The following is a 26,966-nucleotide window of genomic DNA, read 5'->3' on the forward strand; positions in this document are numbered from 1 at the left end:
TCATATGACAAGTATTATATAATTCATAAATAATTGTTAAAAAACATCCTTTTAAGAAAAAAAACACAATTTTCTGGCTCGTTTTTTGTTTACCTTGTCTTAAAACAATTAATTTTAACATTCATTTTTCCAAAACATATAAAATAAAATAATGAATAATAAATTCATCCCAATAATTTCGGTGTTTATGACGATCTCACTGATTGTCTTTGTTACGCTCCAATTTTATTGGCTGAAACGTTATTACGGCACTCTTGAACAGGACTTTTCCAACAAAGTTTATTCAGCTCTGGAAAACGTATCCAAGAATATTGAAGAAATTGAAGCTGATAAATACCTGAATAAAGAAAACAGAAAAACAATTCTTGCCAACAGTAGCCAACCTTCTTTGACAACTATTCAACAGGTAGAGGACTCTGGCACCCAGAGACAGATCATCTACTCTAAAAATATTATTTCAAATACCCAGCTTCCGATTTCTAAAAAAGGAGACACCGTAAAGCTGACTACTTTATATACTGACGAGGCAGCCTATAAGATCAAGAGAGATACCACCAACCGGGAACTTCTTACGGCTGATCTTAATACAGATATTGAAAATGGAGACTATGCCATTAAAGAGTTTGTAAAAGTATACGGCAGCAACTTACCGATTGCGAAGAGAGTGGATCCCGTTATTCTGGATTCCGTTATTGCAAAAGAATTGAAAATAAGAGGTATTACAGCAAAATTTGGATATGGAGTTATTGACAAAAACAATAAGCTCACCAGTATTGCCAATAAAACATATAAAGAGAAAAAAGACAGCAATACGTATAACTATCCACTTTTTACCGACAAAAAGAATACCTTATACAGTCTTGCCCTGGTTTTTCCTAAAAAAGAATACTCCCTGGCGATGAATAACTGGCCTATGCTGCTGGGAACTTTTCTATCGTTACTTACGATTCTCGGGATCTATATTATTTCCATCAACTATATGATGAGACAGAAGAAACTGGCTGAAGTAAAGACAGATTTCATCAATAATATGTCTCATGAGTTTAAAACACCTTTAGCTACTATTTCCGTAGCTACAGATTCTTTAGCCAATGATAAAATTGCCACCAATCCCGATAAGGTAAAATATTACTCGGAACTGATCAAACAGGAGAACCTAAGGATGAAAAAGCAGGTAGAAAATGTGCTTAATATGTCTAAGCTTGAAAGAAATGAAGTAAAGCTGTTCCTGAAGGAAACCAATGTAAGGGAACTCATCAAAAGAACTACAGAATCCTTCAATCTTATTGTAGGACAGAGGAATGGATCACTTACCCAGAAGTTTACAGCGACGCATTATACTTTTAAAATAGATGAATTTCACATCTCCAATATGCTGGTTAATCTATTGGATAATGCCAACAAATACTCTCCCGAAGCTCCTGAAATTCATGTAGAAACGAAAAATGAAGGAAACTGGTATATTATTGAAGTTTCTGATAAAGGAATGGGAATGGATACCCAGAACAAAACCAAGATTTTCGAAAAATTCTTTAGGGAAGAAACCGGAAATATACACAACGTAAAAGGGCAGGGATTAGGTCTCTCGTACGTTAAGAAAATTGTAGAGCTGCACAAAGGACAGGTTATTGTAGATTCCAATAAAGGAAATGGAAGCACATTCACCATAAAGCTGCCCATGAGCTAGCATTAAATGAAGTAAAAAATCAAATAACAAAATATAGAAGAGAGAGTGAGAAAGTTCATTCTTATTATTAATTTTTAATTATTGAAATTATGAGCAACAGAATATTATTAGTAGAGGACGATCAGAGTTTTGGAGCGGTGCTTAAAGATTATTTAACAATCAATAATTTTGAAGTTACCCTTGCCACTGACGGAGAGCAGGGACTTAAAGAGTTTACAGAAAACGAATTCGACATCTGCATATTTGACGTAATGATGCCTAAAAAAGACGGGTTTTCATTAGCTGAGGATGTAAAAAAGATTGATAAAAACACCCCTATAATCTTCCTTACGGCAAGAAATATGAGAGAGGATATTTTGAAAGGATACCAATTGGGAGCTGATGATTATATCACCAAACCTTTTGACACTGAACTTCTTTTATATAAGATCAAAGCTATTCTTCAGAGAAGCTCTACCCTTGAAAATGAAGAACAGGAACAGTTCAAAATCAGTAATATTTTCTTTGACTCTATGCTGAGACAGCTAAAAGTAGGTGACAAAGAGTACAAACTTTCTCCAAAAGAAAATGAGCTGTTAAAACTTCTTTGTATCCATAGAAATGATTTCATGCCGAGAGATCTTGCTTTAAGAAAAATCTGGAAGAAAGAGAATTACTTTACGGCCAGAAGTATGGACGTATATATTGCAAAGCTTCGTAAGCTGTTAAAAGACGATGAAGGATTGGAAATTATCAATGTTCACGGAGAAGGTTTCAGACTTTTAGTGAAAAATTAGTTCTAAAATCAAACTATAAATATAAAATTAGCAAAACAATTCAAAATGTTTTGCTAATTTTGTTTCATACCCATGGATATGAAGAATACATTTGTAGGTTTAATGACCGCATCATTACTTATTGTTTCCTGTAAAAAGGATGAAAGAGCAACCTATATAAAAGAAGCAGGCTCTCAGCCTGAAGTAGCATTGAATTCTCCAAAAGCATCCCTGCTGAATCAGGCAGGAATTCAATCTAACCCCACTCCTTCTCCTATTGCAGCAGCTCCGGGAATGAACCCGCCACACGGACAGCCGGGACACCGCTGTGATGTTCCTGTAGGACAGCCTTTAAACAGCAGCCCTACTCCGGCTTCTCAAAACATAACAGTAAACGGAAATAATGCCATTAAAATTGACCCTAATGCTGTCTCTCCCGGAAAAATTACCATTGACAATAACGGTAAGCAGGTAAAAACCGCTCCGGGGATGAATCCTCCTCATGGGGAGCCGGGGCACCGATGTGATATTCCTGTGGGACAGCCTTTAAACAGTAAGCCGGCACCGGCTCCTCAGCCAACGGCCAATGTACAGACTATTCCAACTCCAGCACCGGGTCCGGCCTCGCAGAACCTGGCTATGGGAGAAAAACCAAAGGCCAATCCTGCTCATGGTGAGCCCTGGCATAACTGCGCGGTAAAAGTTGGTGATCCTTTGCCATAAATGTTGTATTTTTGCAGGCATGAAGCTGCTTCACCTATTTATAATAGTATTTTGTTTAGGAATTTTTTTGGTTCCTAGAGACAGCTTCTATGCCCAATCCATGCAGGATACCTGCTGTAAGGCAGAATCTAAAAAGAGCGACTGCTGCAAAAATCATTCTTCTAAAAAAGACAGCAAAGACAGCACAACAAGATCTTGTAATGACGACTGCTGCTCATCATGTATTGCCTGTTATACTTTTATAGAAACTCCATTTTCAAAAAATTTACGTCTGGAACTGTCTTATTACAAATCCAATAAGAATCCTCAGTTTCAACACTCAGATCCTTATCTTTCTGACCGTTTAAAAGAAATCTGGCAGCCGCCTAAAATAGGTTAATTAAACAGAGCCTGTTCATTACATGATGTAATGAACCGTTTTTTAATTAATCTAAACTTTTAAACAAAATGAAATTATATATTTCCAGGTTACTGCTTGGTACCTTATTCCTGTTTACACAATTTATGGCTGCTCAGGGTCTTTCAAAAAATCAGTTCAAAGTAAAAGGGAACTGTGAAATGTGCAAAACCAGAATTGAAGGAGCCGCTAAAAAAGCAGGGGCAAAAACCGCCGTATACTCAATTGATCTACAAACTTTAACATTAGAAACAGAGCATGTTTCAGCAGATGAAATTTTAAAGAAAGTGGCTGATGCAGGTCATGATAATGAAAAATACAAAGCTTCCAATGATATCTATGAAGGACTTCCGGGATGCTGTCATTACGATAGAGATCTTCAGCCTGCTGCTACGGAATCTCACAACCATCATGCTCCTAAGAAAGAAAACGAGTTTTATGTAAAAGGAAACTGTGCCTCCTGTAAAGCAAGAATTGAAAAAGCAGCTAAAGATGCGGGAGCCGGATCGGCGGAATGGAGCGCAGAAAAACAAACCGTAACGATGGATTTTGATGCCTCAAAAACCTCATCAGATAAGATTTTAAAAGCAATTGCTGATGCAGGTCATGATAATGAAAAGTATAAAACTTCCGATGCCATTTACAAAAACCTTCCGGGATGCTGCCTGTATGACAGAGCTATTCCGTTTGGAGAAGCAAATCCTAATGTGCATTATGAAGAAGGAACGAAGCATGAGGATCATAAAGAGCATCAGCAACAAGCCAATACCGAAGATCACAGCCAGCATGAAAAGAATATTGACGGTGTAGTGGTAACAGGGTATAAAGCCGCGACATCTTTAAGTAAGAAAGAAGCCGGACTTGTTTTTAATATTGATAAAAAAGAACTTTTAAAAGCTGCCTGCTGTAATCTCTCTGAGAGTTTTGAAACCAATGCCACGGTAGATGTATCTTTCAGTAATGCAGTTACAGGTACCAAGCAGTTAAAAATGTTGGGACTGGATCAGAAATATACCAGTTTAACAAAAGAGCAGTTGCCCGAAATCAGAGGATTAGCTTCTGCCTATGGGCTGAATTTCATCCCAGGAAGATGGATTGAAAGTATTCAGCTGACAAAGGGAGGAAGTACGGTAACCAATGGGTATGAAAGTATTACCGGGCAGATCAATACCGAGCTTCTGAAAAATGCAAAAACACCCGAAACGTCCCTGAATCTTTTTTCTGACTTCAATGGAAGAGCTGAAGCCAATATTACAAGTGTTTCTCCTATCAATGAGAAATGGTCACAGACATTTTTACTTCATGGAAACGGAACTTTCGGAAATACAGATATGAATGATGACGGCTTCCTGGACAGGCCGAAAGGGACACAGATCAATGCGGCTTACCTTCTTAATTATAATGATCTGGAAAAATCCGGATTCGGATCTCACTTTGGAATTAATTTTATCAGAGATGAGAGAACTGCCGGGCAAGTAGGTTTTGATAAAAAGCGGGCTCAGGATGAGCAGTATCTGTATGGGGTGGGTATTGATATTTCAAGATTCCAGGTTTGGAACAAAACAGGATATGTTTTTAAAGGAAAGCCTTACCAGAGTATTGGATGGATGAACCAGTATGTATATCACCAGCAGGACAGCTTTTTCGGATTGAGAAATTATAACGGGAAACAGCATACCTATTATTCCAACTTAATTTTTGAAAGTATTATTGGAAATACCAACCACAAATACAAGGCTGGGGCAAGTTTTTTATATGATGGCTATGAAGAAAATTACCTGACAGATCATCTTAAGAGAAACGAAATTGTTCCGGGAATTTTTGCAGAGTATACTTTAACGGGCTTAAAATATACCTTAGTAGCAGGAGCAAGAGCTGATTTTCATAATTTGGCAGGAACTCAGTTTACCCCCCGACTTAATTTTAAATATGATTTCACTCCCCAGACGATCTTAAGGCTTTCTGCGGGAAGAGGATTCAGAACAGCTAATGTTTTTGCAGAAAACCAACAGTATTTTGCTTCCAACAGAGCCATTAATATTCTATCAAACGGAGGAAACATCTATGGTTTAAAACCGGAAATAGCATGGAATTATGGAGTAAGCCTGCAACAGGAATTCAAAATTTTCGGGAGAAAATCAACCATTATTGCAGATTTCTTCAGAACGGATTTCCAGGACCAGGTGTTGGTAGATTTGGATAAATCGCCTCAGCAGCTTACATTTTATAACCTGGAAGGCAAGTCTTTTGCCAACTCATTCCAAACGCAGTGGGATTTTACACCTTTCAAAAACTTTGATGTAAGACTAGCTTATAAATATTACGATGTGCAGGCAGATTATATCGGTGGAAGAAGAGAAATTCCTTTTATGGCCAAACACAGAGGATTTGTGAATTTAGCCTATGCCACCAATAAAAATGATAAAGGCGGATTCTGGAGTTTTGACACTACTTTAAACTGGGTAGGAAAACAGAGACTTCCGGATACATCAAGTAATCCCGCAGAATTCCAGCTACCGGTGTATTCTGAATCTTATGCCATACTTAATGCACAGATTTCAAGAAACTTCAATAAAAAGATCAGAGCTTATGTAGGTGGGGAGAACCTTACTTCATACTATCAGAAAAATGCAATTATTGATTTTAAAAATCCTTTTGGAAGTTATTTTGATGGAGGAATGGTGTACGCTCCTATTATGAAAGCTAATTTCTATGTAGGATTGGATGTTACTTTTTAAAATGGTTTCGACCTAAGAAAAAATATATATTTAACGGAAAAAATATAAAGCATTAGCTTCCTTGTTCTGGAAAACTGGCACTTTTCAAAGGCAAACAAGGATAGGCAATGCTCACGCTAGGCGTGGGCTTATTTATTTGTTTGTCGGGTAAGCCAGTACCTCCAGAGCAGTAAACAAAGTACCACGCTTTTTCTATTGTATCAAGTTTACCTGCTTTTATTATTTTATTCTGTTTTTTTATTGGTTTTGTAAAGGTTACAATAAAATACGACATGTTCTGTCGCTTTGCAAATATATCTTTGCTACATAACAATAAATCAACTATATAATGAAAAAAAATATTTTAAAAATAATTCAACAGATGTTGAAAAATTATATTAAATTCGCGAAAATTTTAATTAACTAAAAAAACAACAACAGATGAAAAAACTCTACATGAGTATACTTACAATGTGTACTATTAGCCTGTTTTATTCGCAGGAAGTGGTTTGGCAACGAGATATTAAATCCAGTACCCACAGGATTTTCTAAGCCAGGTTACAACAACCATTGATAGTCAATATTTGATTACAGGCAGCTCGATTCAGAGCAGTAAGCTACAAGACGGTAAACAGAACAATGGTTATGATTTCCATTTAATAAAACTTGACCAGCTAGGGAATATAAAGTGGGAGAAGTATTTCTCCGGTCAGAATCATGATTATTTGTCTTCTACTGTGGCAACTGAAGAGGGAGGATTTTTGATTTCAGGTACCTCCTATTCAAACAAAGGTTTGGATAAGAAAGATGAATCTAAGGGAGGATCAGATATCTGGCTTATCCGTATCAATTCGTTTGGAGACGAACAGTGGCAGAAAACCTTGGGTACTTCCTCAGATGAAGAAGCCAAAGCTGTCATTCAGACTACAGATTTAGGATTTTTTGTTGCCGGAAATATACAAAACTCATCGAAAGGCTACGGTTCAAAAGATGTATGGATTACGAGATTGGATAAGGACGGAAAAGAACTCTCTCAGCTTATTCTAGGGGGAAAAGGACTAGACGAAGTGGAAAAAATGATCCCAACAAAAGACGGAGGAGCATTATTAGGTATTTATTCCAGAAGCAATTTTGGAGGATCAAAGAAAACAGAAAATTACGGAGAAGGAGATTATTATATAATCAAGCTCAATAAGGAGGGCAAGGTTGAATGGGAAAAGAACTTTGGAGGAAAAGGCGATGACCATATCAGAACCTTGGCCTTAACTTCAACCGGTTTCATTATCGGAGGAGAATCCAGATCCGAAAGATCCGGAAATAAATCAGTAGGTATTGAAGAAGGAACAGACCTTTGGCTGATCTCACTGAATGAAAGAGGTGATGAGCTGTGGCAGAAATCCTACAATTTCAAGAACAGGGATATTTTGATGGGGATGAATGTGATTCAGAGCCAAGAGTCAGGAGCCAAGAATCAAGATGCCACCAAAGGAATATTGCTGGGAGGGTATACTCAGGCGGAAGGAAGAATAGAAAAGGACGATGAAACTTTCTGGATGTTGTATCTGGATGGCAATGGCAATGAACAGTGGAGAAAACATGTAAATGGAGACTCCAGAAAAAGAGAGGAGAGACTTTCGGATCTGAAACTTAACAGAGACGGCTCAATTATTCTGGCCGGAACCAGTGCTGAGGAATTAGGAAAAGAGAACTGGAAGATCGTAAAGCTGGGAGACAAACAGGTGGATCAGCTGATCGAAAAGCATGATATAAAGATCTATCCGAATCCGGTTTCAGATTATGCTTATGTAGAAATAGGCTTTGATTTTAAGGAAGCTGACATTATGCTGTACGACATGAGTGGAAGACAGCTTCAGAATATAAAAACTAAAAATAATGTTACCAAAATCAATACACAAGCGCTTGTTCAGGGTGCTTATCTGGTGACCATAAAAACGGATACAAACAAAACAGCAAATGCTAAGCTGATTAAAAAATAAAAAACTAGAAATCATGAAAAAAATAAATGTGCCCATTTGTATGCTTCTGGCATTTCAATTATACAGTGGGCAGGCGTCATCCGAGCCCAATAATAACTACGGATTACCCAAAATAGTAGCGCCATCCCAGGAAACTTTTGCCAGTAGCAGGATCAGCTTTGAACAATCTTCCAATGGTGATTTTACTCATCAGATTCCCATTTATAGCCAGCTTAGAACGCCAATATCTTTAAGCTATTCCAGTGGTGTAAAGGCAGATGATATTGGTACAAGTACAGGAATGTCATGGATGTTGACTGCTCCGGGCGTTATTTCAAGAGTGGTAAAAGATGAAACAGACGAAAATAACACCAATTGGAAACCCGAAACGATTAGTGAGACAGTTGATTTATTCGCCATAAAAGAAGCTGCAAGAACAGGTAATGGAATAGATACTGAATACGACTGGTTTAATTTTTCTGTGGCCAATGGATTATCCGGGAGCTTCTACATTAACAATAATTTACAGGTTTTTACGGAGTCAAAAGATAAAGTTAAAATTGAGATTTTTGACCTGAATGCACCAATCATGGGATACGGAAAACTTTTCCGTTTTAAGCTGACCGATAAAACCGGAACAGAATATTATTTCGGAGGGTCGGTAGAGAATATTGAAAGGTCCACTACTCAAAGCGCCGGACCCGATCGTAGTGCTATTACAGGCTGGTATTTATACAAAATCATCAGCCCCGACAAACAGGAAACTAATTTTACCTATATCACAGAAAATGTTAATTATTATTCCTCATTGAATGCCGGGTTTAACTTACTTCAAAAATGTCCAAGTGCTCCAACTGGTGATCAATATACCTATAATGATATCGTTAAAAACAAAGTAAGCCAGCAATCCTATAAACCAAGACTTACTCTTATTTCAGAAGATAATAAAAATGTGTCTTTCATTTATGGAAAAGCACGAAATGATTTATTTATCAGCAATGCTGAAAATAACCTTTTGACTTCCATCGAAATAAAAAACGGGAATTTACTGGTAGAAAAGTATAGCTTGGAATATCAGGATGTCCAGGCACTAACTGCAGCTACTTATTATGGCCTTCCTTCTAACGAAATAACTACCAGAAACAGGCATTTTTTAAAATCATTAAAAAACGTTACTAAAAATATCAGTACAGATTTCAGCTATTACAGTCTGGAAAAGCTTCCGGCAAGATTCAGTTTAAATACGGATTATTACGGATATCCCAATAATGCCAGTAATGTTTCCCCTTTCCCTGTTCCCGGACCTACCAATAACTTTGGTATTTTTAAATTGATGGGAGCTTATATGCCTTTAACAATGCTTTCTGCTAACAGGGAAGTGCTGCCATCATGGGCTTCAACAGGGAATTTAAAGCAGATCACACATTCCACCAAAGGAATTTCTGAAATTTTTTATGATCCCAATTCGAGCGCTGCCCCTATCACCAGAGTGGTAGAAGAAACAGGTGGTGTAGAAGCCCGGTATAATCCTTGTAATGCACAACAAAATTATCCCAAGAAGTCATTTACGTTTGTTTCCAATGGAAAGCCTATCCATTTTTATGCATCGGCATCTTATGATCCGGTAGAAGCATGCGGTGAGCCGGATCCCGTAAGGGACAGGCATAGTTTGTCTATCAGGGATGAAACAACGGCAACGCTGGTGTATTCAGTGAGTGGTAAAGCTTCTGTCTACTTCGATTCTGAAGCTAGCGGAGCTTATCATCCTGTCAATACCGTAGCCGGACATACTTATAAAGTGGAATATAGCGTCGGAGGAACCGGGGCAGTATCCGGAGCTGCTAGTACCAGCTATAATGCCCATGATGTTACAACCTATGAACCCATATATTTTGGAGGAAGTAGGGTTTCATCCATCAAAGAATCCGATGTAGAAGGTCATAGCTATACCCGGAAGTTTTATTATAATCCTCTTGCCAATATTGCGAGCTCCCAGACTTCGGTTGCAGATTATAACCCGAATTATATAGGAGCAGCGCTGCGTGAAACTTCAAGGTCATGTCTGTCCGGTACATTTCCATCTGTAGAAATAGTCAATATCTATACAGCCAGCCAGGACAACCTGGTCCCTAATTTTAACCATAGAAAAAATAAGGTGACCTATACAGAGATTACAGAGATTATAGAAAATAAAAGTGCGGTAGAGAAAAAGTTTAGCTATATTCCCAACTCAGGATACAGTATAGGAAGGCCACCTGCGATTTATAATACCGCGGATACCAATTCTGGAGAGGAAAAATCTTATTTACTATTGGAGGAAAACAGCTATCAATATGAGAATGCAGTTTTTAAAAAGCAGCTTACAAAAGCTTATAAGTATGATTACGGCCAGCTAAAAAGCCTTAAAAACTATGTCTTTAAGGAAAATTTTACTTATTATCCAGACCCTACGGAGGATCAGCTCCTCAATGTCTCATATGGATTTTATGACAATTATTATGGTTTTTACAATCCTACGGAAGTAAAAACAACAGAATACTTGCCGGACAATTCTACCATGACTACCACCAGCTTCAGTAGTTATGCCAACCCGAATCATTATCAGGTAACTTCTTCAAAAACTGTATTTACGGACGGCTCGGCTCAGGAGACAAATTATAGTTATGCCCATGAAAAAGGAAATCCACTGATGATCAGTAAAAATATGATTGGTATCCCTTTGGAAACGAAAACGGTGCAAACAGTAAATAATGTAACAAAAACCCTTTCCAGAACAGAGACCATTTATCCAACGGTTTTACCACACGTTTCCACTGGAAACCTCGTACTTCCTGTTTCTATTTTAAGTTATGATAATCTAAACAATGCAAGTTCTAAAGAGGTCAGCTTTGATAAATATGATGAACAGGGGAATATTCTGCAATACACGAAAAAGGATGGTATTCCAGTTAGTATTGTCTGGGGATATAATAAGACTGAACCAATTGCAGAGATTGTTGGAGCGACCTATAGCCAGGTTGAAAGCCTTATCTCTGATATTGTAGCCAAATCGAATGAAGATGCCACAGATCCTACAAAAGAAGCGGCCTTGCTTATAGCGCTTGAAAATTTTAAGCCGATCGGTTCGGTCACAAAATACACCTATGATCCGTTGGTGGGTGTAACGCATATTATCCCTCCATCCGGAATCAGAGAGCAATATATTTACGATACTACCAATAGGCTCAAAGAAGTAAAGGTCAGGGAAAAAGACGCTTCGGGAAATTACATCATGAGAACCGTTAAGCAATTCACGTTTAACTATAAACCGTAACACCAATGAAAAAGCAATTTATTAGAAAACTATTGGCAGTAACAGGTTTATTGTCTATATCAACCTTATCATTATCCAATGCACAAACCCAAACGGAAAACTATATCCAGTCAAAAACTTGTCTGAATGGTGATTGTACACAAAAATCAGAAACGATTACGTACTTTGATGGATTAGGAAGAGCTAAGCAGGTCATCAATGTAAAAGCCACGACAACTGGAAAAGACCTAGTTACACCAATAACCTATGATGTTTTCGGCAGGCAAACCAAAGATATACTTCCGGTTCCAATAGCTACACAAAATTCATCCATCCATTCAGGAGTAACGAATGAAAATACAGCTAATTCTTATTATGGAGTAAGCAATGCCTATGCTGAAAAAGAAATAGAAAACTCTCCCCTGGACAGGGTGCTGCAACAGGGACAGGCAGGCGATGTTTGGAAATTGGGATCAGGACATTCCACAAAATACAAATATGAAAGCAACACCGGGAATGAAGTAAAGCAGTTTGTAACAAGTACCTCTATAAGTACGGCAAATGGCATTTCAACTACTGTTAATTCTATACCTGTTGCTGCTGGTAGTGGTTTTCATAATGCAGGCACACTTTATAAAAATACGGTAACCGATGAAGATGGAAATCCTGTCACTCAGTTTGAAAATGCGCGTAGACAGACATTACTTATCAGGAGGAATGATGGAACACAAAATATTGATACTTACTATGTTTATAACGAATACAATCAGAAAGCATTTGTAATTCCGTCATTAGCAATCAAACAAGTTGAACAAAATAATAATGTGATCAGCCAGCCGATTCTTGATGACTTATGTTATCAGTATCGTTATGACGGACAGGGCAGAGAGGTTGAAAAAAAGCTACCAGGAAAAGGCTGGGAATATACAGTCTATGATAATGCTGATAGGCCTATTCTTTCACAGGATGTTAACCTACGTGCCCAGAGTAAATGGATGATCACAAAATATGACCAGTTGGGCAGAGTGGCCTATACGGGGTTGATTACGGGGGGAGAAAGAACAACCTATCAAAATGCGATTAATAATTTAAATGTTACCGAAACACAGACTACCTCCGGATTTAATAAGAATGGGATAATGGTCTATTATACAGACAATTATTTTGCAGGTACAATATCTACGGTATTAACAGTTAATTATTATGATAGCTACCCAAGGGATACGAAAGAATTTCCACCTTCCAAAATTCTTGATCAATTTGTAATTAATGCCGATGGTACTGCTAATGGAGGGGTGTCCACTTCCAGTATGCCCACTGCCTCTTATGTAAAAAACATTGAAGACGACAACTGGACCAAAACTTACTTTTATTACGATACAAAAGGAAGAAAAGTTGGGGAAAAGAGCTGGAATCATCTTGGCGGGTATACCAAAAGAGATTTTAAGGTTGATTTTTCCGGTATGGCGGAAGAAAGCTACACCTGGCATCTTAAAAGTCCTTCAGACACGGAGGTGAAAATCAAGGAAAGATTTGTTTATGACAATCAGAAAAGAATTCTCAAACAATATCATCAGGTAAACAGTCTGCCCGAAGAATTACTGGCAGAGAATACCTATAATGATCTGGGGCAGTTAGTCAATAAAAAAACAGGCAATACTACAGGGATCCCTTTGCAGTCTGTAGATCTTTCTTACAATATCAGGGGATGGCTTAGCAAAGTCAACGATCCTGCCACTTTAAATGGGAAGCTTTTTGCCTATGAAATCAAATACCATAATCCTTCTTACTCTAATGTTTCTACAGGGAAGTACAATGGAAATATTGCAGAGATCGACTGGGCAAGCTCGGATGATGGAAAACTGAAAAGGTACAATTATCAGTATGATGGATTGGATAGGCTAAAGAATGGAATATACTCAGAACCTACTGCCACGGTTCCACAGAATAACTACTATAATGAGACCCTGACCTATGATGTAAACGGAAATATCCAAACCCTTAAAAGAAACAGGTTGTTATCAAATTTAGCTGTAGTGATGGATAACCTCAGCTATACCTATACCGGGAACAGGCTTAATACAGTAGCCGATACTTCAGGAAATTATGGAGGCTATCCAAGTACTTCCGGCAATCTTATCACTTATGATAATAATGGGAATATGACGAGCCAGATTGATAAAGGCATATTGCAGATTGATTACAACTACCTTAATCTTTCCAACTCCATAAAATTTAATAAAGAGTATTTCACTCATGATGGCGAAAACACATATAATGTCAATACAAAATATCTCTGTAATGCAGCGGGAGCCAAACTAAAAAAGATCTATACTTATGGACCGGGAAGAGCACAAATTGAAACTATTGAAACTACGGATTATCTGAATGGGTTTCAGTATACTAATAATGAATTAAGTTTTGTACCTACCTCAGAAGGGTATTATGATTTTAAAAAGTATTCTTATATTTACAATTACACAGATCAGGTAGGAAATATTCGTCTCTCTTACACTAAAGCATTAAGTGGCAGCGCAGAAGTTCTTCAACAAAACAATTACTATCCGTTTGGGATGCGCCATTCCGGGTATAACAGTTTGGCCAACAATCCTGATTATAAATACCGTTTTAACGGGAAGGAAGATCAGGACGAACTCAGGGCTATAGATTTTGGGGCAAGAATGTACTCTCCGGATGCTCCGCACTTTTGGCAGATAGATCCTGCCAGTGAAAAGATGCCGTTTATCTCGCCCTATGCTTTTGGGCTTAATAACCCATTGAGATTTATTGATCCGACAGGAATGATACCGGAAGATATTAATAAAAAACCTGATTGGCATGAAGATGGCAAAGGGAGTCTGATTAAAGATAAAGGAGATAATGCAAAAACGTTACAGACATATGTTAATAAAAATTATAAAGATGCAAAGTTGAGTGAATCTGCGGCTAAAACTTTATACTCTTCATTAAAAGACGGTAAAGTAAATCTTGATAAGTTAAATCCGGAAACCCTAAATCAGAATATATTCGGATACAGCTATCCAGGTCCTGATAATCCGAGAAAGTATAATGGAAAATCAGATTATTCTGTCCCTCCTACAGAAATTGAAGTTCCTGCTTATCTTCACGATAAGGATTATGATGCGCTGGGAGCAAAAGGTGCAAATGGTCTTTTTGTGAACCCTGCGACTATATCTGCTGATAATCGTTTTGTTGAGCGAATGGGAAAACTATCTGATAAGTATGAAAAAGAAGGTAAGTATAAATTGATGCTTCAGTCTACCGTAATAGGAAATGGGTTAGGTAGCGCTTCAGCTCCAAAACAAATAATAAGTAAAGTAAGAGAAGCTATAACAGTTCCATCAATATTAACACATCCCTAGGTATGAAAAACAGAAAAATTTTATTTAATACAATGTTGTTTAGTTTGATTTATGTAATATTAGGTACTATTGCAGTAGTTGTAAGTTTTCCTAAATATTCAATTTTAGGCTTTGATTATAACAGTCCATTATGGATGCCATTAGTGATAGTGACTTTTCCTGTAAATATCACTTTATTTGGGTTGGTAATGGTTGATAACTCAATTCTATCCATTTTCATACTTCAATCAATAGTTTTTTTAATTCTATGGTTTGTCTTATACAAGCTGGTTTTATATTACTTTAAAGTGAAAAACAAGAAAGGAAAATAACTACCATCCTTTTGGGTCAAGGCATGGTTCAGGCGGAAATACCGGAAATCCTTCTTATCGATACCGTTTCGGAGCAAGGATGTACTCTCCGGATGCTCCTCACTTCTGGCAGATAGATCCGGCTGCTGAAAAGATGCCGTTTATCTCGCCGTATGCTTTTGGGTTAAGTAACCCGGTTTCATTTATGGATCCCGATGGAAGAGAACCCTACAAACCCACCCCTAAAGAAGCCGCAGCCATGGCAGCCCATGTGTATGGGGATAAAAAAGATAATATTCTTACTGGTGGGTGGAGAGTGTCGCAAACGAAATTTGAAGGTGTTGAATTAGAAAATCAAAAGACAGGATTTAAATCTCAGATTTATGAACGGGTAGTAAGTGGAAAGGTTACAGAATATTCTTATGTTACAGCAGGAACAGAGGATTTGAAAAAAGATGGCCTTGCGGATGCGGCGCAGCCTTTAGGAGCCTCAAAACAATATTCTATATCTGCATCAAATGCCAGAGAAATTTCCAATCAGGTAGGTGATAAAGAACTTACCTTTACCGGACACTCTTTAGGAGGAGGATTGGCTGCACTTAACTCTAATCTTACCGGAAATGCGGCAATGACCTTTAATGCTGCCGGCATTGGCAAAATGACAAAGTATCTGAATGGTGCAAAAGAAGGAGGCTGGTTTGGCGGCGTTACAGCAGTTCTTAGAACAGAGGGGAAAATAAATGCCTATATTATGCGAACAGATCCGCTTAATAATCTTCAAAACAGCAGCGCACTGCCTAGTGCTAATGGCAAAAGGTTTTATATCACTCCAACAACAGCGGGTTCTGTGTATAACGGGCATAGCATGGACAATATGCTGAAAGAATTTGGTATTAATCCCGATAAATACAAAAATAAATAATGAAAAGAATTATAATATTATTTGGGCTGCTATTATTGGCAGTATCCTGCAATAAAATCGACAGGGATAAAAAAGTAGATAAAAACAAGATTTTAGCGGGAGATTACAGGTTATTCCAGGCTACCCCAGCGTGGGAATTAGCAAAAGCGGTGCAGGATAATGATGTTGATAAAATAGATGAAGAAGTGAAAAAGAATCCTGAAACATTAAATTATCAGGAAAGCAAATATGGAAATACTCTTTTGCATTTGGGTATATATAATGATAACTATAAAGGGTTTAAAGAACTATTGAAATTAGGAGCTAATCCTAATATATCTGATTCTATGCAATGTAGCTCTCCTTTAATTGTAGTTTGTGCAAGTTTTGATAATAAAACAAAATATGTAGAGGAGTTGATTAAATACAAAGCCGATGTTAATTATGTAGAATGTAACAGTGGTAAAAATGAACAGAAGATGTATAGAACCCCGCTAATTACAGCGTCGGGTAGGAACCAATTGGATATAGTAAAACTTTTAGTCCAAAATGGAGCTAAGATTAACTATAATGATGGTAGGCAGGCGGGTTCAGCTTTGGGTTCGGCAACTTTATCTCGTAATTATAAAGTTATTTTATACCTTTTACAACAGGGAGCGGATTGTAGTAAAGTGTTATACAAAAAAGACAGTGGTGATAGTTTAAGAAGTATTTATATGCGGGACTGGATAGAAAATGAAGCAAAGCGTTCTGCCAAGGAATATCCTGAGATTGTAGCGCTTCTGAAGAAAAAAGGATGTTTATAATTATAAAGAGGCTGTTTTTACAACAGTCTCTCTTTTTATAATTAGGTCACTCTTTAGGAGGAGGTGAGGCAGCTCTTAATTCCAATCTCACCGGAAATGCTGCCATTACTTTTAATGCTGCCGGTGTAGGAATGGGAACCAAGTATTTAAATGGGAAAAACCAAGGCGGTTGGTTTGGAGGACTTACAGCAGCCTTAAGAACAGAAGGTAAAATTAACGCCTATATTATGCGGACAGATCCTCTTAACAATCTTCAAAATAACAGTGCTCTGCCTAATGTAAATGGAAAAAGACTTTATGTAACACCTACGAGTGCAGGTTCTCTATATAATGGACACAGTATGGACAATATGTTGAAAGAATTTGGTATTAATTCGGATAAATACAAAAAAAATAAAATGAAAAACAAAATAATATTATGTATCCTGCTCCTTTCGACAATAGCTTGTAATAAAATAACTAGGGATAGAAAAGTTGACAAAGGTAGACTTTTGGGAAAAGATTACAGATTATTTCAGGAAACGGCTGCTTGGGAACTGGCAAAAGCAGTTTGGGATAACGATGTAGATAAGATAGATGAAGAAGTAAAGAAGAATCCTGAAATATTAAATTATCAGGAAAAAACATATGGGAATATATTACTACATTTAAGTATCTATAATGATAATTATAAAGGATTTAAAGAATTGTTGAAATTAGGAGCAGACCCAAATATATCAGATTCTATGCACTGTAGTTCTCCTTTGATAACTGCTTGTGAAAATTTTGATAATAGAACTGAGTATGTTGAAGAATTAATTAAGTATAATGCAGATGTTAACTATGTTGAATGTAGTAGTGGTAAAGAAGAACAGAAAACTAATAGAACACCTTTAATCTATTCATCAATAAGAGGAAATATTAATACTGTAAAGCTGTTAATAGAAAATGGAGCGAAAATAAATTATGTCAGTCCTAATGGTGAGTATGCCTTATCAGCCGCCTTAAGTCATTATGATATTGTTCTATATCTTTTAGAAAAGGGAGCTGATTGTAGTAAAGTATTATACAAAAAAGACAGTGGTGATAGTTTAAGAAGTGTTTACATGCGGGACTGGATAGAGACTGAAGCAAATCGTTCCGCCAAGGAATATTCTAAGATCGTAGCACTTCTGAAGAAAAAAGGATGTTTATAATTATAAAGAGGCTGTTTTTACAACAGTCTCTCTTTTTATGATTAGGTCACTCTTTAGGAGGAGGTGAGGCAGCTCTTAATTCCAATCTTACCGGAAATGCCGCCATTACTTTTAATGCTGCAGGTGTAGGAATGGGAACCAAGTATGCATCTGAAAATACATTCGATTACAAAGAAGCTTGTCTTTCAGAAACCCATATAAGCAATCTATAAAATTCAGTAACAGTTAGTTTATTGGTTATAAGCTAATTGTTTTATAAAAAAATCTCATTACTTCTAATCGATTCATAAAGTATATTCATCTAAGATTTAATATATGAAAGTAATAGAACATTTAGAAAAGTATATTGGTGAAATATCCAGAGGTGCAGATATTGTAGACAAAAAATATGACCTGACAATATCATTATATGACAATATTCCTTTTGAAGGAATTCGAACCTTTATAACATTAGGGCTCAACCGTTATTTTATTGACTATTATTTTGAGTTAATTTTTGTTTGTAAATCCAATTATGATGAAAATGAAATAGCCTCATTTCTAACGAGTTTTTCAGAATACCTTATTGATGGTAAAAAAGGAATACTTAAAGGTGATGTGATAACATTTGATTTTACTCTGACTTCGGAGACTAAAATGAATTCATTATATTTTACTTTGCCTTTTTATTTTGATTATGATTTACAAGAACTGCAATTGGAAGATAGAGCAGTGATTTTTCCATTAATCATTCCCATTTATAATGAAGAAGCTGAATTGATAAGAGAAAAGGGATGGAATAGTTTTGAAGAATTTTTGGAAGAAAATGAAATAGACGATTTATGGGATTTAAACAGAGAATCATACTCATGGTAAATTAAAAAATAAAGAAATTAACATTAATTGAGCATCATGCTCGTGCCTTAGAATAAAGATAAATAGGCTGCCATTTTCAAAGCAGTCTGTTTCGGTTATATCAACCTATCAAAAGGCAGATCTTTTTTGTTGTAGAGTGAATCCATTCTAATTGGTTTTTGCTTTATACTCGTAAGGATTAACTCTTTATCTCCTGGTTTTAGCTCTTTGTAAATAACCTTTTCACGTCAGGAGCAATCATACGGATAAAAAATGCGTGGTTTGTACTGATAGATTACAGTATCTTTTTTCTTTTCCTGCGCAGAAAAATACATGGCAGGAAAATAAGAATTGAATGTTTAGCATCTCTTCCTGAATGAAATAAACATATCCCATTTTAGACATCAAATGATCAGCTAAAATGGGATATTTATTTGTACTTATCCTGAACTATCTTCCGAAGTCATCCTGTACTCTTACAATATCATCTTCATCAGAAGGATGAGAAGCATCGGTATGCTGCCAGATTTCAGCAACAACTCCCCAACCGTCTAAACCGATTAAACGGTGTCTTTCTCCCTGCTGAAGTTTTACCTGATCTGCCGAATGGTAGGTTTTCAATTCTCCTTCTTCATCGGTATTGCTTCTTTTAATACCTACTGTTCCTTCCACTACCTGCCAGATCTCGGCTCTTCTGTGGTGATACTGCCAGCTTAATCTTGCTGCAGGAGCCACTATAAGAATTTTAGGACTTAATTTTCCTCCTATTCTTAAACGGTCTACATCAATCCCATCAAAATATTGGTTGGCAAAATCCTGTGCCTGGGTTTCATCAATCACAAAAAAACCACCCCATGGTCTTGTATCATCTTTTGCGGCAAGATTAAAACCTTGCGTCGCCAGCATTTTTTCTACTCTATCGAATATTTCTTTCTTTTCTGTACTCATACAGTTATATTTGTAGGTTAAAATTATTTATTTGATTCTTCTTTTGACATTGAATATGGAAAATCTTTTTCCTGTGAACCTCTTTCTTTATTAGGTTGGCTATCCATTTTAAAATCCAGCACAGCACCATTCATCAGCTCTTTATGGCTTAACCAGTTTTTGGAATAGGGCTGTTGGTTTACATTCAATGATTTTACATACAGGTTTTCGGAATTATTTTCCGGAGCTTTTATTTCAATTTTTTTGCCATTTTCAAGATGAACAGTAGCTTCTTTGAACAATGGAGCCCCTAAAACATATTGATCTGTGGCCGGTGTCACCGGATAAAAACCTAATGCTGAGAAAATATACCAGGCGGAAGTCTGCCCGTTATCTTCATCACCACAATACCCATCAGGTGTTGCCATATATAATTTATTCATAACCTGTCTTACCCAATATTGTGTTTTATAGGGAGAGCCGGCGTAATTGTATAAATAAATCATATGCTGAATAGGCTGGTTTCCATGGGCATACTGTCCCATATTCATAATCTGCATTTCTCTGATTTCATGGATCACACTTCCATAATAGCTATCATCAAAAACCGGTGGCAGAGAGAAAACCTCATCCAGCTTCGCTTCAAATTTCTTTTTACCTCCCATCAATGTGGCAAGCCCATCAATATCCTGAAAAACAGACCATGTGTAATGCCAGCTGTTTCCTTCTGTAAAGGCATCTCCCCATTTGAAGGGATTGAAAGGTTTCTGGAAGTTACCATCCTTATTCTTACCACGCATTAGGCCCGTTTCCTTATCGAACACATTTTTATAATTGTAGGCCCTTTTTTTATAGATATCAATTTCTGAAGCCGGTTTTCCTAATGCTTTACCCAATTGATAGATAGAAAAATCATCATAGGCATATTCCAGTGTCCGGGCTGCGTTTTCGTTAATCTTTACATCATAAGGAACATAGCCCAGCTTATTGTAATACTCTACACCTGCACGTCCTACAGCTTCTATAGGTCCTTCATTATTGGCTCCGTGTTTTACCGCCTGCCAAAGGGTTTCTGCATCATACCCACGAAGTCCTTTTATATAAGCATCTGCCACTACGGATGCAGAATTGTTTCCAATCATAATATCGGAATATCCCGGACTGCTCCACTCCGGTAAGAAACCTCCCTCTTTATAGGCATTAGCCAATCCTTCCTGCATTTCAACATTGATCCCCGGATATACCAGATTCAGGAAAGGATACAAGGCACGGAATGTATCCCAGAAACCGGTTCCTGCAAACATTCTCCCATCCAGCACTTTGCCATTGTAAGGGCTCCAGTGCTTTATTTTATTCTGAGCATCAACCTCATATAATTTTTGTGGGAAAAACAAGGTTCTGTATAAAGAAGAATAAAAGGTTCTCATCTGTTGGTCCGTTCCTCCTTTCACCTCTATTTTTCCTAATGTTTTGTTCCATACATTTTTAGCATCGGTTTTTACCTGATCAAAATTTTTGCTGCCAATTTCTCTTTTCAGATTCAGCTCAGCCTGCTCAAAGCTTATGAATGAAGAGGCTACTTTTGCATAAACAGCTTCTTTGTTTTTGAGTTTAAATCCAACTACTGCACCAGCGTGATCACTGGTAATTTCTAACTGATCATTGACCAGTTTATCATTTTTCCAGGCTCTTGTCAGCTCGAAATCTTTATCAAACTGAATCACAAAATAGTTTTTAAAATTCTCATATTTCCCTGTTGAATATCTGGTCGTATACCCCAGGATTTTTTTTTCTTTAGGAAGAATTTTAATGTAAGAGCCTTTATTCAAAGCATCAATGACTACGTAAGCACTGTCTGTTTTAGGAAAATCAAACTTAAAGAAAGAGGCTCTTTCTGTAGGTGTAAATTCAGTAGTTACATTAATATCAGCTAAGTATACACTATAAAAATAAGGGGTTGAGACCTCAGCTTTATGGCTGAACCAGCTTGCTCTGTCGTCCTCTTTAAATTTTAGCTGACCAACACCCGGCATAATAGAAAAAGCGCCATAATCATTCATCCATGGAGAAGGCTGATGGGTTTGTTTAAATCCTTTTATTTTGTCGGCATCATAAGTATACGCCCATCCGTCACCCATCTTACCTGTCTGTGGAGTCCAGATATTCATTCCCCAGGGAAGCCCGACTGCCGGATAGGTATTTCCATTGGATAAAGAAGGCTTAGACTGAGTTCCCATTAACGGGTTCACGTAATCTACCAGAGATACGTTCTGGCTGAATGCACAGACCTGTAATAAAAGAAAAAAAGTAGAAAATAGAGACTTCATTGTATCGTTTTATTATTTATTTAAACTTTTTCAAAGCATAACTAGCTGCACCTAAGATGGCTGCATCTTCAAAAATAGCAGAAATTCTAACGGGCAAGTTAATATTATTCTTTGTTAAATTCTGAATAAACCGTTTCTCAAAGTAAGGATATGCTTTCGCAATATTCCCTCCTATTACTAAAACTTCGGACTCATAATGGCTCACATATTTTACGACAAATTCGGAAAAAGAATCTGCATATTCATCAAATATTTTGGTTTGTATTTCAATGGGTTTATCTAACAGTTCTTTGGTTCCTGAAATCTGCTCCCCCGTTAATTCAGCGTAATAATTAACAAACCAACGTGTTGCCAGATAGTCTTCACAAATAGAGTTTTTAAACGGTGAATCCCACAAATCTTCGTCAGTGGCAAATTCCCCGTTATAAAAAGTAGTCCCCAGCCCTGTTCCCAATGTTACTCCAAAAACCTTGTTGAAATCCTGCACGCAACCTCCAAAAACTTCACCTTCCATAAAGGCTGCAGCATCATTCGCAAAATATATCCGATCCTGAGAAATAAACAATCTTTTGGCCAGTTCTTCTTTGATATTAACCTGATAGATGTCTATAAATTTCCCTTGCTGCATCAGAGATATTCCATTTTCATAATCGAAAGGCCCGGGCATTGCAATTCCCAATAAAAGATCCTCTTTATTCAAATCATGAGCTGCTTTATCAATCGCTGAAACCCATGCAGAGAAAATAATTTCTTTAGATTCAAAAGAATCGACGTGCTCCCGCACATATGTTGAAGAAATGATTTCGCGTTTTTCAGGACTTACCTGAGCCAGCGTAATATGAGATCCTCCAATATCTATTCCTAGTATATTTTGCATTATTTTTTTTGTTTATCTTCCTTCAAAAGCTATCACAACATCTGGGTTTTCATTATCCACAGGGTAACTATCAAATGTTAAGATATTATTTTTTAAATTATATTTTATTGATTTTTTATCTTTCAGCAAATAAGCAGAGCTAATCTTTTTAAAGGGAAATTTCTCCAAAGTAATTGTTTTTCCTCCATTATTATTAAGAATATGAACATAGATTTTACCCTCCTTCTGAGTGATTGCTCCCCATTTCTGTTTAGGCATATATCCTCCTCTTGTCCCATAGATACTTTCTCCATAAACTTTCATCCAATCTCCGATTTCTGTAAATGAGCGAATAAAAGGTTCCGGAATTTTACCATTAGGCATAGGTCCTACATTCATGAGTAAATTGGCGTTACTTCCTGCTGCATTGACCAATAAATCTAAAAGCTCTTTCCCTGTTTTGTTCTTGTTATCTTTTAAGTCGAATCCCCAGGAGCCGTTTAAAGTTTCACAGGTTTCCAAAGGTAGCTGTGAGGTTTTCTGAAAGCTAAGTCCACCTTTATTTTCTCCCGGAATATCTCTTTCAAACATCTGAAAGTCTTCTCCCGCCAAAGGGCTGATATGATGGTTATTCCCTACAAGACACTGAGGCTGAAGCTTATGAATAAGTTCATAGATCTCCGGCATTTTCCAATCTACATACGTTTTTTCGTTTCTGCCTGCCTTCTCTTCTTCCATCTGATCCCAATATCCATCAAACCATATTCCGGAAACCTCACCGTATTGGGTTAATAATTCCGTCAGTTGATTTTTCATAAACCGGATATAGTCATCCCAGTTGCCTTTCTCAGTACGGCCGGTTCCTTTCCCGGTGCGGCCCGTCCAGTAGGAATAATCAGTTCTTGTCCAATCCAGCAGTGAATAATAAAAGACTATTTTTATCCCCTGCTTATGGCATTCATCCGCCAGTTCTTTTACCAAATCTCTTTTGAAAGGGGTATTCATAATATTAAAATCTGAATACTTGGTATCCCACATGCTGAATCCATCATGATGCCGCGTAACCAGTGTAATATATTTTACCCCTGCATTTTTAGCCATTGAAACATAATCTTTGGCATTAAATTCAATAGGATTAAAGAAACCTTTCAGTTTAGCATAATCATTCACCGGGATATTATCATTATTCATCACCCATTCTCCCCTGCCCAATTCACTATATAATCCAAAATGGATGAACATACCAAACTTTTCATTCTGAAATTCTGTTCTTGCTTTAAGATTAACCTGCGAAGGCTGGTCTTTCTGCTGTGAGAACCCTACATAAGAGCTCATCATCAGTGTTATTAATAGTACTTTTTTTAACATGATTTGGTTTTTTAAATTATTTTCTAAACTTCAACGGGTAAAACAGGTAAAACTGCCTTATGCCATAAGAACATAACGCAGTTTTTTTATTATATTTTATTTTACTTCACAAGTATTTTACCGGAAGATATCACCTTACCATTGGCTGATGTGATTTTGTAAAGATAAGTACCGGCTGGCAAATCCTGTGTATTAACTACATTATTATTTTGATTGATATTCTGTTTTTTAGACAATGTTCCGGAAGCTCCATACACTGATATTTCGCTTGCAGACCTGTCGTCAATTCTAAACTTAATATCTTCTCCTCTTTTAACAGGATTCGGATAAGCTGTACCTTCCTGTTTATTTTCAATTCCTTTTGCTGTTTTTACAGATAAAGATGAAGGACAAGGAACTTCTGTTTTCCAGTTCGCATCCGACATACTGATTAAAGTAGCGGAATGACCGTTTGGAGTAGCATCTACCGCTCCGTTTCCACTTCCGTCATCCATTTTCCAGTTGGCCTCCAGGCTCGTTGAGCTAGCCGCAATATCACATTTGTTATCCAGGATTTCCTGAGCGGTCAATGCTTTTTTCCATACTCTGAATTCATCCAGCAATCCGTTAAGTGCACGGGAGTTATCATAATTTCTGCCCATATAAAGGATACCGTTTGCTGTAAAATTGCCGGTAGCCACAGTACTTGCATCAAGATTACCATTGACATAGAGCTTCATAGCTGCACCATCATAAGTAGCTGCCACATGATACCATGTATTGGCATTAAGAGCTGTATTTCCGTTCAATTTTATCTGGGATGAACCAAAACTTAAGGTGAACTGCAGTTTATTGTTGGCAAGATTAGCATCTCCCAATCTTAGTATTGCGGAATTATTATCTCCCACTTCAATCCCGATTACTGACGAAATATAAGGGAAGGCAGTTTTGAATGCATTTACTTTTACCCAGCCTTCAAAGGTCACAGCATTTCCACTGAGATTAAATTGTCCGCCATTAAGGTATTGGCTGCTGCCGTTAAAAGAAAGAGATCTCGGACCAGGACTGGTAACAGGAACGATCCCACTATTGAATGGAGTATCTGCTGAATAGGCACTGGTGGTTGTTCCTCCGCATACAGACTGTATTTTCCATACATAGTTGGTATTGGCAGTCAGATTCTGAAGAGTATGCGTATTGGCGGTAATATTGGGAACCGTTGTCCATGTTGTGGCTGCTGAAGTTTTATATTGTAAAGTATAGGAAGCTGCTGTTCCTACGGTATCCCAGGATAATTTGGTGGTCGTTCCAAGAGTATTGGATGCCGTTAAATTGGATGGAGTGGCACATCCGTTTCCTGAGTTAAATCTTGGGGCAAAAATGTAGGTGCTTTTTGACGTTGAAGAACAGTTAGACTGTATTCTCCAGTCGTATTCTGTATCTGCTGTCAGATTATTTACTACAATATTGCTTCCCGTGTAATTACTTGTTACATTTGTCCAGGTTGTTGAACCGGCCGGCTTATAATCTATATTGTAAGTCTGGGAACCGCTGGAGGTCCAGTTTAATTTCGCAGAAGTTCCTGTAAGATTGCTGGTTCCTAATCCTAGCGGCGGATCACAGGCGGCTCCCTGAGTCCATGAATAAAGCTGGCCAGACAATAATGTATTTTGGTTATACAATATATTGGATCCTGTACTTAAATAGCTGGCCATGTTCGTTCCAGGGAGGTCATACCACATAAATACGCCATAGCCGTCATTTTTTGAATTGGTAGCCAAACTGGAAAGCGTAGAAGTAGAGGTATTATTGATCCATGTTGCCGCAGCAGAAAGCTTAGCTTTGGTAAGAGGAGGTACACTGGGCGCGCTGTAGGTTCCGTAATAGGCATTCCAGCTGTAATCAATATAATTTCCGGCCTGATCTCCATTGTAGCTCTGTCTTGAAGTTGCAGGGCCCAGATAATAGAAGGTAATCAGTTTATCAGGCATTGCCGCTTTAAGCTCCTGCAGCAGCATTACAAAAGAGCTGCTGTTGGGCTGTCCTGTTCCGTTATTTCCATAATCAGCATACTCATCGTCCAGGTCTACCCCATCCAGGCCGTATGTATAAACAGTATTTGCTATTTGTAAGGCAAAATCTTTCGCAGCTTCTCTGTTCGGGAAATTGGAGATCCCAGCTCCCTGGTGATTTCCCAGAATATCAAGTAACACCTTAATTCCTTTTTGCTGTAAAGGTTTCACATACGTATTGACATCATTCAATACTTTAGTAACATTGTTATTGTTTGAGATGTAGGCTCTGCTTTTGGACACATCATAATTAATGTTGGCTGCAAAAATAATAGCGACATCAAAGAGCTGTTTTCCACTGTTCTGCAGGGTATAGGATCCTGCATTCAGCATATTGTTGTTATTTACTTCCACATAGCATATTCCGACAGGATTATTAAGCTGTTGTGCATTGAGAAGAGAACCTGACTGAAGCATCATTGCCATCAGCGCCATAAAAAAGGATTTTTTTTTCATAGTATACATTATTTTGATGTTTTTTGGTGTTTGGATTTTATATAC

At 37.4% G+C, this 26,966-nt stretch carries 18 protein-coding genes and 1 pseudogene; 13 read left to right on the forward strand and 6 right to left on the reverse strand.

All coding sequences use genetic code 11. The annotated features are described in order from the left end of the window. Positions 1-151 precede the first annotated feature (151 nt). From MP478_RS18780 to MP478_RS18800, 5 genes are all read left to right on the forward strand, one after another. Positions 152-1,687, forward strand: coding sequence for a sensor histidine kinase KdpD (locus MP478_RS18780; protein ID WP_230033695.1), 1,536 nt, complete (start codon positions 152-154; stop codon positions 1,685-1,687). Between the two features lie 89 nt (positions 1,688-1,776). Then, positions 1,777-2,463: a response regulator transcription factor gene (locus MP478_RS18785; RefSeq protein WP_002982671.1), complete on the forward strand. Its 687-nt coding sequence runs from the start codon at positions 1,777-1,779 to the stop codon at positions 2,461-2,463. 78 nt (positions 2,464-2,541) lie between these two features. Continuing rightward, a complete protein-coding gene (locus tag MP478_RS18790; protein WP_257201308.1) occupies positions 2,542-3,165 on the forward strand; it encodes a hypothetical protein in 624 nt (207 codons plus the stop codon). Between the two features lie 19 nt (positions 3,166-3,184). Beyond that, entirely contained in the window at positions 3,185-3,544 is a 360-nt protein-coding gene (locus MP478_RS18795; protein WP_257201309.1) for a hypothetical protein, read from the forward strand. 68 nt (positions 3,545-3,612) lie between these two features. Continuing rightward, positions 3,613-6,300: a TonB-dependent receptor domain-containing protein gene (locus MP478_RS18800; RefSeq protein ID WP_257201310.1), complete on the forward strand. Its 2,688-nt coding sequence runs from the start codon at positions 3,613-3,615 to the stop codon at positions 6,298-6,300. A gap of 52 nt (positions 6,301-6,352) precedes the next feature. Here the strand turns inward: MP478_RS18800 and MP478_RS18805 are convergent, their stop codons facing one another. After that, positions 6,353-6,574 (reverse strand): hypothetical protein, encoded by a 222-nt coding sequence (locus MP478_RS18805; protein ID WP_257201311.1) that lies wholly within the window; start codon positions 6,572-6,574, stop codon positions 6,353-6,355. Positions 6,575-6,863: 289 nt separating this feature from the next. Between MP478_RS18805 and MP478_RS18810 the strand changes: the two genes are divergently transcribed. The 8 genes and pseudogenes from MP478_RS18810 to MP478_RS18845 all read left to right on the forward strand — a co-directional run bounded on the left by MP478_RS18810 (position 6,864) and on the right by MP478_RS18845 (position 18,957). After that, positions 6,864-8,276, forward strand: a complete 1,413-nt coding sequence (locus MP478_RS18810; protein WP_257201312.1) for a T9SS type A sorting domain-containing protein — start codon at positions 6,864-6,866, stop codon at positions 8,274-8,276. Between the two features lie 13 nt (positions 8,277-8,289). Continuing rightward, complete coding sequence (locus MP478_RS18815) at positions 8,290-11,568, forward strand: hypothetical protein (protein ID WP_257201313.1); 3,279 nt, start codon at positions 8,290-8,292, stop codon at positions 11,566-11,568. Positions 11,569-11,573: 5 nt separating this feature from the next. Then, positions 11,574-14,930 (forward strand): DUF6443 domain-containing protein, encoded by a 3,357-nt coding sequence (locus MP478_RS18820; protein WP_257201314.1) that lies wholly within the window; start codon positions 11,574-11,576, stop codon positions 14,928-14,930. Positions 14,931-15,311: 381 nt separating this feature from the next. Continuing rightward, a pseudogene (locus tag MP478_RS18825) lies at positions 15,312-15,428 on the forward strand (type IV secretion protein Rhs); the annotation flags it as partial. Between the two features lie 51 nt (positions 15,429-15,479). Further along, a complete protein-coding gene (locus MP478_RS18830) occupies positions 15,480-16,142 on the forward strand; it encodes a hypothetical protein (RefSeq protein ID WP_257201350.1) in 663 nt (220 codons plus the stop codon). After that, entirely contained in the window at positions 16,142-16,927 is a 786-nt protein-coding gene (locus tag MP478_RS18835) for an ankyrin repeat domain-containing protein (protein ID WP_257201315.1), read from the forward strand. The genes MP478_RS18830 and MP478_RS18835 overlap by 1 nt, the downstream gene beginning before the upstream one ends. Positions 16,928-17,058: 131 nt before the next feature. Next, complete coding sequence (locus MP478_RS18840) at positions 17,059-18,102, forward strand: ankyrin repeat domain-containing protein (protein ID WP_257201316.1); 1,044 nt, start codon at positions 17,059-17,061, stop codon at positions 18,100-18,102. A 315-nt stretch (positions 18,103-18,417) separates the two neighbouring features. Further along, positions 18,418-18,957: a suppressor of fused domain protein gene (locus MP478_RS18845; RefSeq protein ID WP_257201317.1), complete on the forward strand. Its 540-nt coding sequence runs from the start codon at positions 18,418-18,420 to the stop codon at positions 18,955-18,957. 429 nt (positions 18,958-19,386) lie between these two features. Here MP478_RS18845 and MP478_RS18850 read toward each other — a convergent pair whose 3' ends face one another. The 5 genes from MP478_RS18850 to MP478_RS18870 all read right to left on the reverse strand — a co-directional run bounded on the left by MP478_RS18850 (position 19,387) and on the right by MP478_RS18870 (position 26,921). Continuing rightward, on the reverse strand, positions 19,387-19,884 hold the full coding sequence (locus MP478_RS18850) for a phosphoheptose isomerase (RefSeq protein ID WP_257201318.1): 498 nt from the start codon (positions 19,882-19,884) through the stop codon (positions 19,387-19,389). Between the two features lie 23 nt (positions 19,885-19,907). Next, positions 19,908-22,190, reverse strand: a complete 2,283-nt coding sequence (locus MP478_RS18855) for a GH92 family glycosyl hydrolase (RefSeq protein ID WP_257201319.1) — start codon at positions 22,188-22,190, stop codon at positions 19,908-19,910. Positions 22,191-22,206: 16 nt separating this feature from the next. Continuing rightward, complete coding sequence (locus MP478_RS18860; RefSeq protein WP_257201320.1) at positions 22,207-23,067, reverse strand: ROK family protein; 861 nt, start codon at positions 23,065-23,067, stop codon at positions 22,207-22,209. Positions 23,068-23,079: 12 nt separating this feature from the next. Further along, positions 23,080-24,414, reverse strand: coding sequence for an alpha-L-fucosidase (locus MP478_RS18865; RefSeq protein WP_257201321.1), 1,335 nt, complete (start codon positions 24,412-24,414; stop codon positions 23,080-23,082). 101 nt (positions 24,415-24,515) lie between these two features. Then, positions 24,516-26,921, reverse strand: a complete 2,406-nt coding sequence (locus MP478_RS18870; RefSeq protein ID WP_257201322.1) for an endo-beta-N-acetylglucosaminidase H — start codon at positions 26,919-26,921, stop codon at positions 24,516-24,518. Positions 26,922-26,966: the final 45 nt, after the last annotated feature.

This window comes from Chryseobacterium sp. WG14, from assembly GCF_024586945.1.
GTDB lineage: Bacteria > Bacteroidota > Bacteroidia > Flavobacteriales > Weeksellaceae > Chryseobacterium.

Excerpts from the sequence above, each read along its gene's own strand:
- MP478_RS18780 (WP_230033695.1), top strand. The coding sequence starts at position 152 with ATGAATAATAAATTCATCCCAATAATTTCGGTGTTTATGACGATCTCA.
- MP478_RS18785 (WP_002982671.1), top strand. The coding sequence starts at position 1,777 with ATGAGCAACAGAATATTATTAGTAGAGGACGATCAGAGTTTTGGAGCG.
- MP478_RS18790 (WP_257201308.1), top strand. The coding sequence starts at position 2,542 with ATGAAGAATACATTTGTAGGTTTAATGACCGCATCATTACTTATTGTT.
- MP478_RS18795 (WP_257201309.1), top strand. The coding sequence starts at position 3,185 with ATGAAGCTGCTTCACCTATTTATAATAGTATTTTGTTTAGGAATTTTT.
- MP478_RS18800 (WP_257201310.1), top strand. The coding sequence starts at position 3,613 with ATGAAATTATATATTTCCAGGTTACTGCTTGGTACCTTATTCCTGTTT.
- MP478_RS18805 (WP_257201311.1), bottom strand. The coding sequence starts at position 6,574 with ATGTCGTATTTTATTGTAACCTTTACAAAACCAATAAAAAAACAGAAT.
- MP478_RS18815 (WP_257201313.1), top strand. The coding sequence starts at position 8,290 with ATGAAAAAAATAAATGTGCCCATTTGTATGCTTCTGGCATTTCAATTA.
- MP478_RS18820 (WP_257201314.1), top strand. The coding sequence starts at position 11,574 with ATGAAAAAGCAATTTATTAGAAAACTATTGGCAGTAACAGGTTTATTG.
- MP478_RS18830 (WP_257201350.1), top strand. The coding sequence starts at position 15,480 with ATGGCAGCCCATGTGTATGGGGATAAAAAAGATAATATTCTTACTGGT.
- MP478_RS18835 (WP_257201315.1), top strand. The coding sequence starts at position 16,142 with ATGAAAAGAATTATAATATTATTTGGGCTGCTATTATTGGCAGTATCC.
- MP478_RS18840 (WP_257201316.1), top strand. The coding sequence starts at position 17,059 with ATGGGAACCAAGTATTTAAATGGGAAAAACCAAGGCGGTTGGTTTGGA.
- MP478_RS18845 (WP_257201317.1), top strand. The coding sequence starts at position 18,418 with ATGAAAGTAATAGAACATTTAGAAAAGTATATTGGTGAAATATCCAGA.
- MP478_RS18850 (WP_257201318.1), bottom strand. The coding sequence starts at position 19,884 with ATGAGTACAGAAAAGAAAGAAATATTCGATAGAGTAGAAAAAATGCTG.
- MP478_RS18855 (WP_257201319.1), bottom strand. The coding sequence starts at position 22,190 with ATGAAGTCTCTATTTTCTACTTTTTTTCTTTTATTACAGGTCTGTGCA.
- MP478_RS18860 (WP_257201320.1), bottom strand. The coding sequence starts at position 23,067 with ATGCAAAATATACTAGGAATAGATATTGGAGGATCTCATATTACGCTG.
- MP478_RS18865 (WP_257201321.1), bottom strand. The coding sequence starts at position 24,414 with ATGTTAAAAAAAGTACTATTAATAACACTGATGATGAGCTCTTATGTA.
- MP478_RS18870 (WP_257201322.1), bottom strand. The coding sequence starts at position 26,921 with ATGAAAAAAAAATCCTTTTTTATGGCGCTGATGGCAATGATGCTTCAG.